The 16,179-nt window shown below is 37.7% G+C and carries 21 protein-coding genes; all 21 read left to right on the top strand.

Going from position 1 to position 16,179, the window contains the following annotated elements:
* Nucleotides 1-21: 21 nt before the first annotated feature.
* Nucleotides 22-804 (top strand): ParA family protein, encoded by a 783-nt coding sequence (locus tag F968_RS10045; protein WP_003651453.1) that lies wholly within the window; start codon nucleotides 22-24, stop codon nucleotides 802-804.
* Nucleotides 801-1,688 carry a ParB/RepB/Spo0J family partition protein gene (locus F968_RS10040; RefSeq protein ID WP_004792751.1) on the top strand — a complete coding sequence of 296 codons (888 nt, stop codon included), beginning with the start codon at nucleotides 801-803 and terminating at the stop codon, nucleotides 1,686-1,688. The genes F968_RS10045 and F968_RS10040 overlap by 4 nt, the downstream gene beginning before the upstream one ends.
* 50 nt (nucleotides 1,689-1,738) lie before the next feature.
* Nucleotides 1,739-2,374 (top strand): MotA/TolQ/ExbB proton channel family protein, encoded by a 636-nt coding sequence (locus F968_RS10035; RefSeq protein WP_004792750.1) that lies wholly within the window; start codon nucleotides 1,739-1,741, stop codon nucleotides 2,372-2,374.
* Between the two features lie 14 nt (nucleotides 2,375-2,388).
* On the top strand, nucleotides 2,389-2,817 hold the full coding sequence (locus F968_RS10030) for an ExbD/TolR family protein (RefSeq protein ID WP_004642621.1): 429 nt from the start codon (nucleotides 2,389-2,391) through the stop codon (nucleotides 2,815-2,817).
* A complete protein-coding gene (msbA, locus tag F968_RS10025; RefSeq protein WP_004792748.1) occupies nucleotides 2,814-4,541 on the top strand; it encodes a lipid A export permease/ATP-binding protein MsbA in 1,728 nt (575 codons plus the stop codon). Before F968_RS10030 ends, msbA begins: the two co-directional genes overlap by 4 nt.
* 2 nt (nucleotides 4,542-4,543) lie before the next feature.
* Entirely contained in the window at nucleotides 4,544-5,554 is a 1,011-nt protein-coding gene (lpxK, locus tag F968_RS10020; RefSeq protein WP_004792745.1) for a tetraacyldisaccharide 4'-kinase, read from the top strand.
* Nucleotides 5,555-5,563: 9 nt separating this feature from the next.
* Nucleotides 5,564-6,325, top strand: coding sequence for a 3-deoxy-manno-octulosonate cytidylyltransferase (kdsB, locus tag F968_RS10015; protein ID WP_004792743.1), 762 nt, complete (start codon nucleotides 5,564-5,566; stop codon nucleotides 6,323-6,325).
* A 13-nt stretch (nucleotides 6,326-6,338) separates the two neighbouring features.
* Nucleotides 6,339-7,319 carry a DNA polymerase III, delta' subunit gene (locus F968_RS10010; protein WP_004792742.1) on the top strand — a complete coding sequence of 327 codons (981 nt, stop codon included), beginning with the start codon at nucleotides 6,339-6,341 and terminating at the stop codon, nucleotides 7,317-7,319.
* A gap of 10 nt (nucleotides 7,320-7,329) precedes the next feature.
* Nucleotides 7,330-7,671 (top strand): PilZ domain-containing protein, encoded by a 342-nt coding sequence (locus F968_RS10005; RefSeq protein WP_004792739.1) that lies wholly within the window; start codon nucleotides 7,330-7,332, stop codon nucleotides 7,669-7,671.
* A gap of 17 nt (nucleotides 7,672-7,688) precedes the next feature.
* Nucleotides 7,689-8,462, top strand: coding sequence for a TatD family hydrolase (locus tag F968_RS10000; RefSeq protein ID WP_004792737.1), 774 nt, complete (start codon nucleotides 7,689-7,691; stop codon nucleotides 8,460-8,462).
* Between the two features lie 36 nt (nucleotides 8,463-8,498).
* On the top strand, nucleotides 8,499-9,107 hold the full coding sequence (locus F968_RS09995; protein ID WP_013198082.1) for a TetR/AcrR family transcriptional regulator: 609 nt from the start codon (nucleotides 8,499-8,501) through the stop codon (nucleotides 9,105-9,107).
* 9 nt (nucleotides 9,108-9,116) lie between these two features.
* On the top strand, nucleotides 9,117-9,671 hold the full coding sequence (locus F968_RS09990; protein WP_004792734.1) for a type II secretion system protein: 555 nt from the start codon (nucleotides 9,117-9,119) through the stop codon (nucleotides 9,669-9,671).
* Nucleotides 9,661-10,041, top strand: coding sequence for a type II secretion system minor pseudopilin GspI (gene gspI / locus F968_RS09985; RefSeq protein ID WP_004792732.1), 381 nt, complete (start codon nucleotides 9,661-9,663; stop codon nucleotides 10,039-10,041). Before F968_RS09990 ends, gspI begins: the two co-directional genes overlap by 11 nt.
* Complete coding sequence (gene gspJ, locus F968_RS09980) at nucleotides 10,041-10,796, top strand: type II secretion system minor pseudopilin GspJ (RefSeq protein WP_004792730.1); 756 nt, start codon at nucleotides 10,041-10,043, stop codon at nucleotides 10,794-10,796. Before gspI ends, gspJ begins: the two co-directional genes overlap by 1 nt.
* A complete protein-coding gene (gene gspK, locus F968_RS09975) occupies nucleotides 10,796-11,755 on the top strand; it encodes a type II secretion system minor pseudopilin GspK (protein WP_004792727.1) in 960 nt (319 codons plus the stop codon). The genes gspJ and gspK overlap by 1 nt, the downstream gene beginning before the upstream one ends.
* A gap of 228 nt (nucleotides 11,756-11,983) precedes the next feature.
* Complete coding sequence (locus F968_RS09970) at nucleotides 11,984-12,580, top strand: 6-pyruvoyl trahydropterin synthase family protein (RefSeq protein ID WP_004792725.1); 597 nt, start codon at nucleotides 11,984-11,986, stop codon at nucleotides 12,578-12,580.
* A 53-nt stretch (nucleotides 12,581-12,633) separates the two neighbouring features.
* Nucleotides 12,634-13,347, top strand: coding sequence for a uracil-DNA glycosylase (gene ung / locus F968_RS09965; protein ID WP_004792723.1), 714 nt, complete (start codon nucleotides 12,634-12,636; stop codon nucleotides 13,345-13,347).
* The gene (locus F968_RS09960) at nucleotides 13,344-14,468 is read left to right on the top strand and encodes an enoyl-CoA hydratase/isomerase family protein (RefSeq protein WP_081399523.1); all 1,125 of its coding nucleotides are present in this window, start codon (nucleotides 13,344-13,346) and stop codon (nucleotides 14,466-14,468) included. The genes ung and F968_RS09960 overlap by 4 nt, the downstream gene beginning before the upstream one ends.
* A gap of 5 nt (nucleotides 14,469-14,473) precedes the next feature.
* The gene (tadA, locus tag F968_RS09955; protein WP_004792719.1) at nucleotides 14,474-14,977 is read left to right on the top strand and encodes a tRNA adenosine(34) deaminase TadA; all 504 of its coding nucleotides are present in this window, start codon (nucleotides 14,474-14,476) and stop codon (nucleotides 14,975-14,977) included.
* 67 nt (nucleotides 14,978-15,044) lie between these two features.
* Nucleotides 15,045-15,485 (top strand): SRPBCC family protein, encoded by a 441-nt coding sequence (locus F968_RS09950; RefSeq protein WP_004792717.1) that lies wholly within the window; start codon nucleotides 15,045-15,047, stop codon nucleotides 15,483-15,485.
* Between the two features lie 10 nt (nucleotides 15,486-15,495).
* The gene (gene cmk, locus F968_RS09945; protein ID WP_004792716.1) at nucleotides 15,496-16,176 is read left to right on the top strand and encodes a (d)CMP kinase; all 681 of its coding nucleotides are present in this window, start codon (nucleotides 15,496-15,498) and stop codon (nucleotides 16,174-16,176) included.
* The last annotated feature ends 3 nt before the right edge of the window (nucleotides 16,177-16,179 follow it).

Below are 16,179 nucleotides of genomic sequence, written 5' to 3'. Positions count from 1 at the left end.
ATAAAAAGTATTAAGGTTACCATGGCTCAAATTATTGCGATTGCAAACCAAAAGGGTGGTGTTGGTAAAACAACGACTGCAGTAAATCTTGCAGCGTCTCTAGCTGTATTAAAAAAACGTGTATTACTTGTAGATATGGACTCACAAGGTAATGCTACGATGGGGTCTGGTATTCAAAAGAACGATCTTTTGTATTCAATTACAGATGTTCTTCTTGGCGAAGTTCCAATTGAAACAGCCATTCAAAAAGCAGAAGTTGGATATAAAGTTCTAGGCTCTAATCGTGAGCTTTCAGGTGTAGAGCTCGCTATCGCAGAGCAGGAAGGTCGTGAATTCATTCTAAAGAATGCTTTGAATGAAATCAGAAACTCATTTGACTATATCATTGTAGATTGTGCTCCAAGTTTGAGTTTGATTACTGTCAATGCTTTGGCGGCTGTAGATAGTGTAATTATTCCAATGCAATGTGAATATTATGCGCTAGAGGGTTTGGCTGATTTAACTCAGACTATTGATCGTATTCAAAAAGCACTCAATCCTGATTTAGAAATTATTGGTGTATTACGTACGATGTACGATGCACGAAATGCTTTAACACGTGATGTATCTGCAGAACTAGAGCAATATTTCGGTAAAAAACTTTATGATACTGTTGTTCCACGAAATGTTCGCTTAGCAGAAGCACCAGCACACGGGTTGCCTGTTATCTATTTCGAAAAAAGTTCTAAAGGTGCAGTTGCATACTTAAATCTTGCAGCTGAGATGTTAAAGAGAAGTAAAGTGAAGAAAGGAAGTAAAGTATGAGCATCAAAAAACGCGGGTTGGCTAAAGGACGTGGTTTAGATGCATTACTTGGTTCAATTCAAAAAGAAAAACTACAATTGGAAGCACAGGCGTTAGACCACGGACAGTTAAAGCAAATTGATGTGAATTTACTGAAACGTGGTGAATATCAACCACGTCGTTTTATTCATGAGCATGATTTACAAGAGTTAGCATCTTCTATTGAAAAACATGGCGTGATGCAGCCTATTGTAATCCGTCCAGTTGATGATGAAACACATCCATATGAAATCATTGCGGGTGAGCGTCGTTGGCGTGCAGCTCAACTTGCGGGCTTAACTGAAATTCCTGCAATTGTTCGTGACTTAAATGATCAGGTTGCAATTGCATTAGCGTTAATCGAAAACATTCAGCGTCAAGATTTAAATCCAATTGATCAAGCAATAGCTCTACAACGCTTTCATGATGAATTTGGTTTAAGTCATCAAGAAATTGCTGACACAGTTGGTAAAGCACGTACTACTGTCAGTAATCTACTGCGCTTATTGAGTTTAGCTGATGATATTAAAGATTTCATGCAGCAAGGGCAGCTCGATATGGGGCATGCTCGAGCAATTTTGACCTTGAAAGGTAAAGATCAATTAGAAGTTGCTAAAATTGTAATCGAGAAAGGATTGTCCGTTCGTCAAGCAGAGCAATTGGTGCGTGATAGAAGTGAGCCTAAGCAGGAAAAGGAAAAAGCGCCTGTAGCACCAGATATTGAGCAATTGACACAGAAATTATCAGAGCGTTTTGGCGCTAATGTAAAAATTGATCATAACCAAAAAGGTAAAGGTAAACTTGTTATTCATTACCATACCTTGGATGAGTTAGATGGCATTTTAAATATTTGCTTGCCAGAATAATTTGCAGTTGGGTCATGTATTTCTAATTTTATATTCTTGGGGAAGAACATATGTGGGAACTTGTGAGAGCGGGTGGCTGGTTGATGCTGCCTTTAATTTTATGCTCAATTTTAACTGTTGCGATCAGTATTGAACGTTTTGTTCGGTTAAGACGTTCACAAGTTCTACCCGAAGCATTAAGCGGTAAGAGCTCTTTAAGAGCTGAAGATATAGTGGAAAGTTTAGAACAAAATGTAGAAGTGCAAAATAGTGCATTGGGACACATTTTAAAAGCAGGCTTTGAGCATCGCGAACAGGGCGAGCAATTTGCTCGTGCGCAAATGGAAGTTGCAGCTTCTCAAGAAATTTCCTATTTAGAAAAAAATATTAATTTCTTGGGTACTTTAAGTGCTGTAGCGCCGTTACTCGGATTGCTTGGCACTGTGGTGGGAATTATTGAGTCATTTCTTGTGATTGATTTTGGATCGGCTGGTAGTCCAAGTTTAATGATTCCTGGTATCTCTAAAGCATTAATTACCACAGCTGTGGGAATGTTAATTGCAATTCCTGCTCTAATTGCTTATCGCTATTTTCAAAGAGTAGTGCAAGATTATATTGCTGAATTAGAACAGCAATCGACCTTGTTTCATGCTTCATTGTTTTATAAGCGTTCTTCGTCTGTAGCTGAACACCGCCGTGTTGGTTAAGAGGTGGACGCCAAATGAAGTTTAAACGTTCTCAAGTTGAAGACATTCATATCAATTTAACGCCTATGATTGACTGTTTGTTGTTCATTTTGGTTTTTTTATTGCTGTCGACCACTTTTAATCAGCCAAGTCGCATCAATTTAACATTACCAGATGCACAAGGTGTTCCACCAAAACAGTACGATCATAAAATTGAAGTCGTGGTAGACTCTGCTGGTCATTATGCTGTGAATGGTCAAGCGCTTTCATCTAAAGAGGTTGCTGATCTGAGTACTGCAATTAAGCAAGTTGCTCAAGAGCACCGTGACTTTATGTTCATCATTGCTGCGGATGCCAAAGCGTCTCATCAGGATGTAATTCGCGTTATGGATGTGGCAGGACAACTCGGTTTTGTTAACATCAATATTAGTACCAAAGTTCCTTCTAGAGGTTTTTCTGAGTGAATCAAGATTTTAAGGTTTATACGCGTCTCTTAGCCTATTTAAAACCTTATTGGGGCGTGGCCTTATTAGTACTTATCGGGTTCGGTATTAACTCAGCAACAGAAGTTTCCGTTGCTAAATTGATTAAATTTATTATTGATGCAATCCAAAACAGTAGTAGAGCAGATTTGGATTGGTTCCCGTTATTAATTATTTTATTAGTATTCTTCCGCGGCTTAGGCCTATTTATGGGCGGCTACTATACTGCTGTGATTTCCCGTAGTTTAGTTTTTAGTATTCGTCAGGAAGTTTACGCCAAGCTTTTAAGACTCCCAGCACAATATTACTTAGATAACTCATCAGGCCATATTACTGCCAAAATTATGTATAACGTTGAACAGCTAACAGCTGCTTCTTCGGAATCATTAAGAACCATTGTTAGGGATGGGATGATTACTATTGGACTATTAGGCTATCTGTTCTATACCAATTGGCGTCTTACCTTATGCGTTTTTGTGTTTTTACCAATAATTGGTGTATTGGTACGTAAAGCTTCTAAACGTATGCGAAAGCTTTCGTTACAAGTTCAAGATACGATGGGTGATGTGAACCATGTTGTTCAGGAAAGTATTAATGGTAATGCTGTAGTAAAGACTTTTGCTGGTGAAGAATCTGAACAAAAACGTTTCTATAAGTCATCGGAAGAGAACTTAAAACGTGGTTTAAAAATGGTGATTGTGCAAAACCTGAATAGTCCAGTTGTTCAGGTCGTAATGGCTTGTGCTATGGCCCTTATTGTATGGTTAGCTTTACGACCTCAGATTTTAGGTAATACAAGTGCTGGTGAATTTGTAGCTTACCTTACTGCAGCTGGCCTGTTAGCAAAACCTGTTAAAAGCTTGACTGATGTTAATGAAAAGTTACAACGTGGTTTAGCAGCAGCTCATTCTGTTTTCGAATTACTAGATTTACCTGAAGAGCAAAATAACGGTCAATTGAAACCTAAATTAAATGGGGCAATCCGTTTTGATCATGTGACATTAAATTATGCTGATGATGTGGCAGCTATTAAAGATTTTTCTTTAGATATTCTCCCAGGTCAAACAGTGGCATTGGTTGGTCGTTCAGGAGCTGGTAAAAGTTCATTAGTTAATATGTTGGTACGTTTCCAAGAAGTATCGAGTGGACAAATTTATTTAGATGATTTGCCAATTAATGATATTGAACTTTCTTGCCTGCGTACGCAAATTGCAATGGTAAATCAACAGGTTATATTATTTAACCGTACTGTTCGTGAAAATATCGCATATGGTCAGTTGGAAGGTGCATCAGATGAAAAAATCTATGCAGCGGCAAAAGCAGCCTATGCACATGACTTCATCATGAATTTGCCAAACGGTTATGACACTGTTTTAGGCGCACAAGGTTTAAACCTATCTGGTGGTCAGCGTCAACGAATTGCAATTGCTCGAGCAATCTTAAAGAATGCTCCAATTCTAATTTTAGATGAAGCTACAAGTGCTCTCGATAATGAATCTGAACATTTTATTCAGCAAGCATTTGATGAAGCGATGCAAGATCGTACAACAATCGTTATTGCACACCGTTTATCAACAATTGAAAATGCTGATCGTATTGTAGTGATGGATCAAGGACAAATCGTTGAGCAAGGTACTCATAAAGAGCTTCTCGAGAAACATGGTGCTTATTATCAATTACATCAGCGTAATTTTGAGGATAACTAAGCATGTCATTAGCCCAGCTGATCCAGGATGCATGGAATAAGCAATCGAGTTGGTTGATTGCTTTACGTCCATTATCTTGTTTGTATCGTGCTGGGTTTCTATTAAATCGTAATTTTTATACTGCGGGTTTAAAGAAAGTTTATAAGGCACCTGTACCTGTCATGGTGATTGGTAATATTACCGTGGGTGGAAGTGGAAAAACTCCGTTATTAATACAACTGGTGAATTATCTACAACAGCATAATGTCAAAGTTGGGGTCATTAGCCGTGGGTATGGGGGGATTGGTCCTTTCCCAATGTTGGTTACTTCGGGTGCTCAAGCAACTCAGGTTGGAGATGAACCTGCATTAATTGTTCAATCGACAAGTGTACCAATGGCAGTGGGGCCTAATAGACAGGCTGCAATAGAACTATTATTAGCATCAACATCAGTAGATTTAATTATTAGTGATGATGGTTTGCAGCATTGGGCACTGGGACGACAAATCGAGTGGATTGTACTCGATCAAAATCGCGGCTTAGGAAATCAAAAACTATTACCTGAAGGATATCTGAGAGAGCCAATTGAGCGTTTAGAAACTGGAACAGTAATTGAACATGCGTATAAACCAACTACAGAGTTAAATATGCATCTTGAGACTGGACAGCCATATTTACTCAATCCTTCGCAAAGCGCCGAATACGGTTTTAATCCTCAAAGTAATTATCATGCTGTAGTGGGTATTGGCTTTCCACAGCGTTTTTATCAAACACTTAAAGGTTTAGGCCTGAAACAATTTCAAGAACATGCGTTTCGTGATCATCATGATTACTCAATCGATGATTTAATTTTTAATGATGAACTGCCACTTATTACAACTGAAAAAGATGCAGTTAAATTATTGCCATTGCTTGAAAAATATCCAGAATTTAAACAACCTATTTGGGTTGTTCCTGTTAAAGCTATCCTGTCTGTAGAGTGTTATCAGGTTTTAAAGCAGCAACTGCAACAACTTGATATCCAATTATCTTAGGAAGAAAAAATGAAACACATCGTCATTCCAGCACGCTTTTCAAGTTCGCGTTTGCCAGGTAAACCATTGTTGCTTATTCATGACCGTCCTATGATTTTACGTGTAGTCGATCAAGCCAAAAAAGTTGAAGGTTTTGATGATCTATGTGTGGCAACAGATGATGAACGTATTGCTGAGATTTGCCGTGCAGATGGTGTAGATGTTGTTCTTACAAGTCCTGATCATCCATCAGGAACAGACCGATTAAGTGAAGTTGCGCGCATTAAGGGTTGGGATTCTAATGACATTATTGTAAATGTTCAGGGAGATGAACCTTTATTACCAGCCCAACTTGTTAAGCAAGTTGCAAAACTTTTGGTTGATAAACCAAATTGTTCAATGTCGACGTTGTGCGAGCCTATTCATAGCTTAGATGAATTTCAGCGCGATAGCATTGTAAAAGTCGTCATGTCTAAACAAAATGAAGCTTTATATTTTAGCCGAGCAACTATTCCTTATGATCGGGATGGGGCTAAACATGAAGAACCGACTTTACATACACAAGCATTTCGTCATTTAGGTTTATATGCGTATCGAGTGAGCTTATTGCAAGAATATGTGACCTGGGATATGGGTAAGCTTGAAAAATTAGAAAGTCTTGAACAATTACGTGTTTTAGAAAATGGACATCGTATTGCGATTGCTGTTGCTCAAGCAAATTTACCACCTGGTGTGGACACTCAAGCTGATCTTGATCGCTTAAATAATATGCCTGTCGAATCTTTTGAATAAGCGTTAATTTTTAATGAATCCGAATGTAACTTCAATGGTTTATCCTTGGCAGAAAACAACTTGGGATACCTTAACAACAAGGTTTCCCAATATTGGACATGGCCTATTATTCTATGGCAAGGAAGGCTGTGGGAAACATGCTTTTGCTAAGCATTTTTTGGCGTGGGTACTTTGTCTAAATAAGCAACCTCAGGGTGCTTGTGGTGAGTGTAGCAGTTGCCAATGGTTAAAATCGGATACTCATCCAAATTATGTCCATATCACAACAGATGAAGAAAATAAAAAGCAAAATGCAAAAATAAAAATCGAAAAGATTCGAGATTTACTGCCTTTTGTGCAACAAACAGGAGAGGGTTGGCGCGTTATTCTTATTGAACCTGCTGAAGCTCTAAACTTGGCATCTTCAAATGCGCTATTAAAAACCTTAGAAGAACCAGGTGAGCGTGTTGTTTTAATTTTATTGGCCGATCACTACCTTAAATTACCAGCCACTATTCGCAGCCGATTGCAGCACTTTGCTTTAGATCGCATTTCATATGAGCAGGCTACTTCATATTTGGATGAGCATTTATCTGAAATTGCAGAAGTACAACCTGATTTATTGCTTGGTCTATCTAATGATATGCCTTTACAAGCCATAGAAATTGCAAAAAGTGATTGGTTTACTAAACGACAGATTTTCTTAAATGACTGGCTAAAAATTGTAGCTCAAAAAAATATGCCTTTATTTTTCTCAGGAAAATGGCAAAAAGAATTAAGTTTTAGCGATTTTATCGTACTTTTTGAGTACTTGTTGGGAGATTTAATTTGTGTCAAGCTAAATCAACCGCAGAAAAATACAGATTTAGATTTTGATCAATTAAGTCCATATTACGATTTAGAAAGCTTATTCAATATTTATAGTGAACTACAACAGGCAAAAAAGCTTGTTGAGCAAAATGTACAAAGTCAACTTATTATAGATCAATTGTTTATAACTTTAATGAATATTTAAGGGGAAGATTATGCAGCCGCAAATGGGGGGGATTATTCAGGTAAATATTCCTGATAGAGCTACTTTGCAAGCAAGCTATATGGGATATGTGCAAGGTGGAGGCCTATTTGTACCATCAAAACAAAAAGTAAAAATGGGACAAGAAATTTTCATTTTAGCTACTTTGCCTGAGCAGTCTCAAAAGATTCCTCTTACTGGTAAGGTGATCTGGATATCGTACAAGCAGAGTGGATTTAAACCTCAAGGTTTTGCTATTCAATTAAGTGGAGATAAGGGAGTTTACTATAAAGCTGAGGCAGAAAGAGTTTTGGCTGGTAGTATGTCTCTAGATCGTCCAAGTTATACCATGTAATCAAATAGGATAGAAAAGTGTTTGTTGATACGCATTGCCATTTAACGATGTTAGATTTAACGCCTTATAACGGTGATCTGGACCTTGCGCTCGCAGCAGCGCGAGCAGAAGGCGTGTCTAAATTTATGGCAATATCCGTTGATCTTGATGACCACATTGCACTAGCAGAAATTGCAAAGAGACATGAAGACGTTGGTTATACAGTAGGTGTTCATCCTTGCGAAGATGCCGATACAATGGCTCGTGCCACGACCGAATACTTGATTGAATTGGCTCAGTCGAAAAAAGTATGGGCTCTGGGTGAAACTGGACTGGACTACTATCACAGTACAGATTTTGTTGAAGAGCAAAAGGCATGTTTTGCAAGACATATCCAAGCTTCGAAAACTGTAAAAAAACCAGTTGTCGTTCATACGCGTTCAGCAAAGCATGATACGGTAGATATTATTCGTGCTGAAAACTCCACCCATGGAATTTTGCATTGTTTTACCGAAGATTGGGAAACAGCAAAGGCTGTTTTGGATTGTGGTTATTACATTTCTTTTTCCGGTATTGTGTCATTTAAAAATGCACAAGACTTACGTGATGTAGCTAAACAAGTGCCACTAGATCGGCTTTTAATTGAAACAGATAGCCCTTATTTAGCACCTGTGCCATATCGAGGTAAAACAAATGAACCAAAATATGTACCTTATGTAGCCAAAGCGCTCAGCGATGTATATGATAAATCGGTTGAGGAAATTGCAATGATCACCTCACAAAATTTTGAGAACTTGCTAAAAGCGATTTAAGTTATAGAAACTATATAAGAGAGTAATTGCGTGAAGATGGATCGTCAGGCTCAGTTCCGAGCAAGAGAAGTATTAATATTTCAGGTTGCGGAGCAATTATTGCTAGAAAATGGCGAAGCTGGAATGACACTTGATGTCTTGGCTGCTGAGCTTGATTTAGCAAAAGGAACTTTGTACAAACACTTTCAAAGTAAAGATGAATTGTACATGCTATTGATTATTCGTAATGAACGTATGTTACTCGAAATGGTTCAAGATACTGAAAAGGCCTTTCCAGAACATTTGGCCTTTTTTATGCTGCATCATTTACACCATCCTGAACGGACAGTTTTATTTCATCAAATTGAGGAAAAACTTTCGATTACAGCTCAAGGTGTGCATCACCTTTTTAATGAGCTTTATCAAGTGCGTAAACAGCGATTACGAATTATCATTCGCATGACTGATCACTATTTAGAATCGATTCAAAGCAATATGACAACGCGAGATTATCTGGCTTCTATTTGGTCGTTAACGCATGGTGCAGCAGCTATTCTCAACTCAAGTTTTTACCAACGCTATTTGGGTTCACGGGACACTTTAAGAGTGGCTTATATTGATCAGGCATTAGCCTTACCTAAACAAACTGCTGAACAATATGCTTAATAGGTCGATATGAAATCTCAATCACCGCCTAAATCACAAAAAGGTTTTACCCTCATTGAAGTGATGGTGGTGATTGTTATTATGACGATTATGACCTCTCTTGTTGTACTTAATATAGGTGGGGTTGACCAAAAGAAAGCGATGCAAGCAAGAGAGTTATTTTTGCTTGATGTCCATAAAATTGGTAAAGAGTCACTTGATCAGTCTCGTGTTTTAGCTCTATCTACTATGAGTGAAACTGACGTTTCTCCATTTTCTTATGAGCTGTATGAATACCACGATCAGAGTAAGTTACAGGTACAAGATTTAAAAAATCGTTGGCAGAAATACCCAGAATTTACTACGCGCCAATTGCCTAAACATGTATCGTTTACAGTACAACCTTTAGATGGTCAAACCTATTCAAAAGCTACAAATACAGATTTAATTGGTGGGCAGGCTCCGCAGTTAATCTGGTTTGGAAATGGTGAAGCTAAAACAGTTAAAATACAGTTTTACTTTGAACAAAAACCAATTGGTTCAGAAATACAGATTGATCATTTGGGTAAAATAAATGAAATCTAAAGGCTTTACTCTATTAGAAGTAATGGTAGCTTTAGCAATTTTTGCGGTAGCTGCCGTCGCGTTAACTAAAGTAGCCATGCAATATACCCAATCTACCTCAAATGCAATTCTTAGAACAAAAGCTCAGTTTGTAGCAATGAATGAAGTTGCCTTAATGGAGATAAATCAAGAATGGCTTCAAGGTACTCAAAGTAAGCAAGTTACTTCTCAAGGTGAAACCTGGCAGATTGATAAATCTGCTGAATCTACAGTCAGCCCGAATGTTCAGAAAGTAGATTTGCAAATTAGCTTATATGATTCTGATAAAGGGAAAGTTCAAAATGGTATTACCCACTTGGTATTTTTTAATTATCCAATGAAAGCAAAATAATGATAAAAAATAAATATGTTCGCTCGAGAACTCCAGCTTCTCGTCTTGCTGCACGATCGGAGCAGATGATGAGAGGTTACTCCGAGCAAAGCTCTTCGTCTTGCGCTCAGACAAAGCTTCACTTTGTTAATCCTCGCTCAGGATTTACTTTAGTTGAGCTTTTAGTCGCAATTGCAATTTTTGCTGTTCTATCTTTGTTGGGGTGGAAGATTTTTGATTATTTATTAAAAGTCCGTGATCGTAATGCACAACACGAAGTACAGTTATTCGAATTACAAGATGCTTATCAACAAGTTTTGCGAGATACATTACAGATTATACCTGTATCAGCTAATCAAGGCGGGCAATTACGTCCAGCCTTAGAACTTGATAATCAAGTTCTTCATTTTAGTAAGGCTGGTGTTACTGATCCCTTAAAACAAGGGTTATCACCTTTTGAGCGTATTGAATATCAATATGATCCTGATCAAAAAAAGCTTTATCGTCTTAAATATAGTAATTTAAATACTTCAAACAGAGAGCAACCACTATCAAGTACGCTGTTAAGCCAAGTTGAACAATTTCAAATTATGGTACTAACGCCTCAAGAAGTGACAAAGTGGCCAGAAATTAATATTGATCCCACAAAACCTGAAGAATTTAGAAAGCTGCCGAAAGGAATAAAAATACAGCTCACAGTTGCTGGTGTAAGTTATGAGTGGATTTATAGCTTAAATCAAGGTGATTTATCGCTCTCCAATAAAGGAGTGGGGTAGTGTTGCATTATAAAAAAAGCCAGCAAGGCGTTGCTTTGCTCACCATTCTAATTATGGTTGCTTTGGCTACAATTTTAGCTGCCTCTATTGCAAAGCATCAAACCAATACGATGGAAAATACTGGTTATTTGATGCGTCAAAATCAGTCATTACTCTATGCAAAAAGTGCAGAGGCCTTTTTTTCTGAATTATTAATTCAAGATGCAAACAATGCTGGTGGCATTGATCATTTAAAAGAAACATGGGCACAACCGATGCCACCTTTTCCAATAGAAGATGGAACAGTATCAGGACGTTTACTGGATGACTCAGGCAAATTTAACCTAAACAATTTGACGACGAATGAAGGTAAGGTAAACGAAGATGCTAAAAATTGGTTTGAGCGATTACTTGTACGTGTAGGCTTGCCAGCAGAATTAAGTCAAGCAGTTATTGATTGGCAAGATCCAGATGACGAACCATCTGGACCTATGGGTGCTGAAAGCAGTTATTATGAAGGTCTTGATCCTAACTATTTAGCTTCAAATGCTAAATTTCATCGTATTGAAGAGTTAAAATTAGTAAGAGGTTTTGACGGTAAGAAATATGATTTAATTGCTCCTTATATTTCTGCATTACCTGAAAGTACAAAAGTGAATATTAATACAGCCTCGCCATTAGTTTTAGCGAGTATTGATCCAAAATTAGATTTAGGGGCGGTAGAAAAAGAGCTCCAGATGCGCCAACAAAATTTAAAGTTCTTTCAAAATGTTGATGAATTATGGCAATTGAATGCTTTTTCAACAGTCGACACTCAAAAGAGAACTGAAGTGAATAGCTTGTTAGATGTAAAGTCGAGTTTTTTTCAAGCACAAATTGAGGTCTTGCTAAATAATCGGAAAAGACAATTTACAAGTGCACTAATGCGTAATGATAAGCAGGTTTATGTTTATTCTAGAAACATGTCACCATTTAACTGATTGAAAAATTTTGGTTTATTTGTTTTTATCATGTTGATAAAAAGTCATATTTAGAAACTTCTCTGATGACTAAATAAAATGAAGATAAATTTTCTATATATTTATCTTCAATATTTCTTCACAAGTCTTATCATACTTTTCGCTAATTGTTTCTAATTGAAAAGTGGTGCGAAGTTTTCGTCTTTTGCTTTATAATAATGTTCCTAGAAGGAATGATCGATTTGGCACATGTTAATTCGTAAGTTATTTAAGTTTGAAAATGCACATGTTGTACGTAACTGTACATCGGATCGTTGTAAGCGATCAATTCATGGACATAGCTATAAAGTCGAATTATTGCTTAAAGCTTCGAAATTAGATCATGGACAAATGGTTTATGATTTTGGGCTTCTAAAAGGGGTAATAAAAGATCTTATTGACAGCTTTGATCATGCAATCTGTTTTTGGGAAAAAGATGATTCTCAATACATTGATGCTTGTCAGACTTTTAGTGCTCGTTGGATTTCTTTACCTGTTTCGCCTTCGGCTGAACAATTTTCACGTATTTTCTTTTATCTAGCTCAGCAAGTTTTACAATCAACTATCACTCAAAATGGGGAAGGTGATGTTGAGGTTTATTCAGTTATTGTTCATGAGACTGATACTGGATATGCACAAAGCTTTATTGAAGATATTCAAAATGAACAAATGGGGATTTTAAGCCTCGATGGAATTGTTTTTTCAGAACAAATTCAGATAGAGTGGGCAAATCCTCAAATGTATGAAGACTTGAAAAATGGGATTAAATTTAATAATCCTCAAGTTGATTTACAAGTCGAAGTATAAGTCGAATTACTCACAGTATTTGTAGAATTGAAAATTGATCTAGGATGACATTAATGCAATTAACTGAGCAACAGCAAGATAAACTCAGTAAAGTTCAATTAGAAGAAAGCTGGAAAATATCTTTAGCGCCTTTTTTGTTAAGCCCTCAAATGGATAATTTGCGCGATTTCTTATTTCAAGAGAAACAAGCACAAAAAATAATATATCCACCGAGTAAACAAATCTTTAGTGCTCTAAACACGACACCATTGGCTGATGTGAAGGTCGTTATTCTTGGACAAGATCCATATCATGGACCAAACCAGGCAAATGGATTAAGTTTCTCTGTTCAAAAAGGTATTGCATTACCACCATCTTTACGTAATATTTTTCATGAATTACATACAGATTTGGGTATTCCTGCTCCTCGTCATGGCGACTTAACGAAATGGGCTACGCAAGGCGTACTTTTACTGAACAGCGTGCTTACTGTCGAAGCTGGACAGCCAACCTCCCATCAAAAGCAAGGTTGGGAAGCATTTACGGATGAAGTTATTGATGTCCTGAATGAGCAAAGAGAACATGTAGTATTTATTTTGTGGGGTGCTTATGCACAGCGCAAAGGACAACGTATAAATAGAGATAAACACTTGGTTTTAACCGCTGCACATCCATCGCCCCTTGCTGCAAACAGAGGTGGTTTTTTTGGATGCAAAGTGTTCTCAAAAACAAATCAATATTTGAAACAACATGGCATTGAGCCCATAGACTGGCAATTGGACGCATGATGAACTCTCCCAATCTAAATAACTATCACCCGGACTTGGTGGTCGAAGAAGCAAAAAACGGCTGGCGTATAGTACGTTTGAATCGTCCTAAATCATTGCATGCTTTAGATGAATCAATCGTAACGGCATTATTACGAGTATTTGAAGATTTCCGTGATAATGAGAGCGTTAAAGCAATTTGGTTAGATTCAACTACACCAAAAGCTTTTTGTGCAGGTGGTGATGTTAGAAAATTACGTCAACTTGTTATAAATCAAGAAGTAGACACGGCGAATAAGTTTTTCCAGCAAGAGTATGCTTTAGATTTACTCTTACATAATTATGCTAAGCCTGTAGTTGTGTGGGGCGAAGGTTATGTTATGGGTGGTGGTTTGGGCCTGTTTATGGCAGCTCCATTCCGTCTAGTAACTCCATATTCTCGTTTGGCAATGCCTGAGATTAATATTGGTTTATATCCAGATGTAGGGGCGAGCCGTTTCTTGGCAGATCGTGGGCCAATAGGCTTGTTTACTGGTTTAACTGGTTCAATCATGACAGCCGCTGGAGCATATAGCATTGGTTGGGCAACACATATTTGTGAAGCACAGCGTGATAATGTTTTGCAAAAAGTTTTAAATATTAATTGGGCTCATTATCCTGCTGGGGATTTCCGGGCAATTGATGATACTTTAAATAGTTTGCATCGTCCTGTTGCGGCCGGCCCATTACAAAACTCACTTGATGTGATTCATAGCGTTTGCCGCGGTTTTAATTTTGAACAAGATTATCAAGCTATTGTGAGCTTGCGTGATGCTAGTAGTGATTGGTTGCGCCAAGCGAGTGAGAACTTACAAAAAGGATCTCCTAGTACTGCGGCAATCACTTGGTTGCTATGGCAATGGGGTAAACAGATACATTCTTGGGATGAAGTGTTTGATCTTGAAGCTCAGATCTCTGAGTGGAAAATTAATCATCCTGACTTTGTTGAAGGGGTTCGTGCACGATTAGTTGATAAAGATTTATCACCAGAATGGAAACCATGTGAAGACTTAAGCTTAAGAGGCATATTAGCTGATTGTCCGCCAGTGACTTCAATAGATAGCTGGAATGCCTTACTTAGACAACACGGTGTGATCACCTAAAATACATGACTGAATATAGTGATGAATATTGGATGCAGCTTGCTTACGAGCAAGCTGAATTAGCTGCACAGCAGGGTGAAATTCCTGTTGGCGCGATTGTAGTAAGCCAAAATCGAGTGATTGGATCTGGCTATAATGCTCCAATTAGTTTGTTAGACCCAACTGCACATGCAGAAATTCAAGCTATCCGTGCAGCATGCTTATCATTAAATAATTATCGATTGCCTGACGATGCGACTTTATATGTCACTCTTGAGCCATGCACAATGTGTGTAGGTGCATTAGTACATGCAAGAATCAAACATGTGGTTTTTGGTACAACAGAACCTAAAGCAGGTTCATTGGTAAGTGCTCGTCAGTTACTACAAGATGGTTATTACAATCATAGATTTACCTTTCAGCAAGGTTGTTTACAAGAAAAATGTGCCCAACAACTCAGTCATTTTTTTAAACAAAGACGTGAGCAAAAGAAACAAGAAAAACAACAGAAAACGTCCTTAAATGATTAAAAAGTAACACGAGCTTATGGCAAACTAACGCGATTTTACTGCCATGTTTTTTAATAAGGAATATTCAATGCGTAATGTAATTACCGTAAAAAAAGAATTTAATGCTCCTCTTGGTGACGTATTTAATTTGCTTTCTAAACATGCAACTTACAATACTGCTTTTGCGCCATTACAAGTCGTACGTGTGAAAGACTCAGCAGATTCTAAAAGACCTGATGGTTTAGGTTCAGTTCGTCGTATGGGGTTTGGTCCAATCAAGCCAATTAAAGAAGAAATTACCTTGCTTGAAGAGAATAAAAGCATTGAATATAAATTAATAGACAATCCTTTGATTAAACATCATTTAGGTCGAATCGAGTTTTCTGAAATCACCCCATACATAACTTTAGTTACATATCGCATCGAGCTAACGGCAAAAGCTCCAGTGGTAAGTAAATTAATCCTTGCACAGCTAAAACTAGCCATTACACTAGGCTTTTCGAGATTAGCTAAAGCAGTTGCTTCTTAGTGAGAGTTCAATGACAGTTCAAATTATTACTATTGATGGTCCGAGTGGTTCGGGTAAAGGAACATTGGCAGCAAAACTTGCAGCATATTATAAATATCACTTACTCGATTCTGGTGCCTTATATCGTTTATTGGGGTTGTCATTACATAAGCACGATTTATTAGATAAATTAGACAGTCAACTCGACGAATGTATTCAATATGCACGTCAATTAGATATTAAATTTGAAACTTCCGCAGCAGGTATTCTAGTTTTTCTAGATGGCGAAGATGTATCTCAAACAATTCGTACAGAACGTGTGGGTGAATATGCATCGAAAGTTGCGGCAATTCCTGAACTTAGACAGGCATTATTTGAGAGACAAAGAGCTTTTGCACTAAAACCTGGCTTAGTTGCAGATGGTCGTGATATGGCTACAGCTATTTTTCCAGAAGCAAATGCAAAAATTTATCTGACTGCTTCGGCTGAGTCGCGTGCTGAGCGAAGAGTAAAACAGTTGCAGGGCATGGGCCTAGATGCTAAAATAAACGACATTTTAGCTAATATACAGGCGCGTGACAAAAGAGATATGGAGCGAGAAGTTGCTCCGCTCAAGCCAGCCAAAGACGCTTATATCATTGATAGTTCGGAATTAACGATCGATCAGGTATTTAAGTTGATGGTTGATTATGTCGATAGCCGTACCATTTAGCAA

Source organism: Acinetobacter sp. NIPH 817, assembly GCF_000368405.1.
Taxonomy (GTDB): Bacteria; Pseudomonadota; Gammaproteobacteria; order Pseudomonadales; family Moraxellaceae; genus Acinetobacter.
The sequence above is the reverse complement of the archived record's forward strand: the minus strand, read 5'-3'. Positions and strand labels throughout refer to the sequence as shown.

Excerpts from the sequence above, each read along its gene's own strand:
- F968_RS10045 (WP_003651453.1), top strand. The coding sequence starts at position 22 with ATGGCTCAAATTATTGCGATTGCAAACCAAAAGGGTGGTGTTGGTAAA.
- F968_RS10040 (WP_004792751.1), top strand. The coding sequence starts at position 801 with ATGAGCATCAAAAAACGCGGGTTGGCTAAAGGACGTGGTTTAGATGCA.
- F968_RS10035 (WP_004792750.1), top strand. The coding sequence starts at position 1,739 with ATGTGGGAACTTGTGAGAGCGGGTGGCTGGTTGATGCTGCCTTTAATT.
- F968_RS10030 (WP_004642621.1), top strand. The coding sequence starts at position 2,389 with ATGAAGTTTAAACGTTCTCAAGTTGAAGACATTCATATCAATTTAACG.
- lpxK (WP_004792745.1), top strand. The coding sequence starts at position 4,544 with ATGTCATTAGCCCAGCTGATCCAGGATGCATGGAATAAGCAATCGAGT.
- kdsB (WP_004792743.1), top strand. The coding sequence starts at position 5,564 with ATGAAACACATCGTCATTCCAGCACGCTTTTCAAGTTCGCGTTTGCCA.
- F968_RS10010 (WP_004792742.1), top strand. The coding sequence starts at position 6,339 with ATGAATCCGAATGTAACTTCAATGGTTTATCCTTGGCAGAAAACAACT.
- F968_RS10005 (WP_004792739.1), top strand. The coding sequence starts at position 7,330 with ATGCAGCCGCAAATGGGGGGGATTATTCAGGTAAATATTCCTGATAGA.
- F968_RS09995 (WP_013198082.1), top strand. The coding sequence starts at position 8,499 with ATGGATCGTCAGGCTCAGTTCCGAGCAAGAGAAGTATTAATATTTCAG.
- F968_RS09990 (WP_004792734.1), top strand. The coding sequence starts at position 9,117 with ATGAAATCTCAATCACCGCCTAAATCACAAAAAGGTTTTACCCTCATT.
- gspI (WP_004792732.1), top strand. The coding sequence starts at position 9,661 with ATGAAATCTAAAGGCTTTACTCTATTAGAAGTAATGGTAGCTTTAGCA.
- gspJ (WP_004792730.1), top strand. The coding sequence starts at position 10,041 with ATGATAAAAAATAAATATGTTCGCTCGAGAACTCCAGCTTCTCGTCTT.
- F968_RS09970 (WP_004792725.1), top strand. The coding sequence starts at position 11,984 with ATGTTAATTCGTAAGTTATTTAAGTTTGAAAATGCACATGTTGTACGT.
- ung (WP_004792723.1), top strand. The coding sequence starts at position 12,634 with ATGCAATTAACTGAGCAACAGCAAGATAAACTCAGTAAAGTTCAATTA.
- F968_RS09960 (WP_081399523.1), top strand. The coding sequence starts at position 13,344 with ATGATGAACTCTCCCAATCTAAATAACTATCACCCGGACTTGGTGGTC.
- tadA (WP_004792719.1), top strand. The coding sequence starts at position 14,474 with ATGACTGAATATAGTGATGAATATTGGATGCAGCTTGCTTACGAGCAA.
- F968_RS09950 (WP_004792717.1), top strand. The coding sequence starts at position 15,045 with ATGCGTAATGTAATTACCGTAAAAAAAGAATTTAATGCTCCTCTTGGT.
- cmk (WP_004792716.1), top strand. The coding sequence starts at position 15,496 with ATGACAGTTCAAATTATTACTATTGATGGTCCGAGTGGTTCGGGTAAA.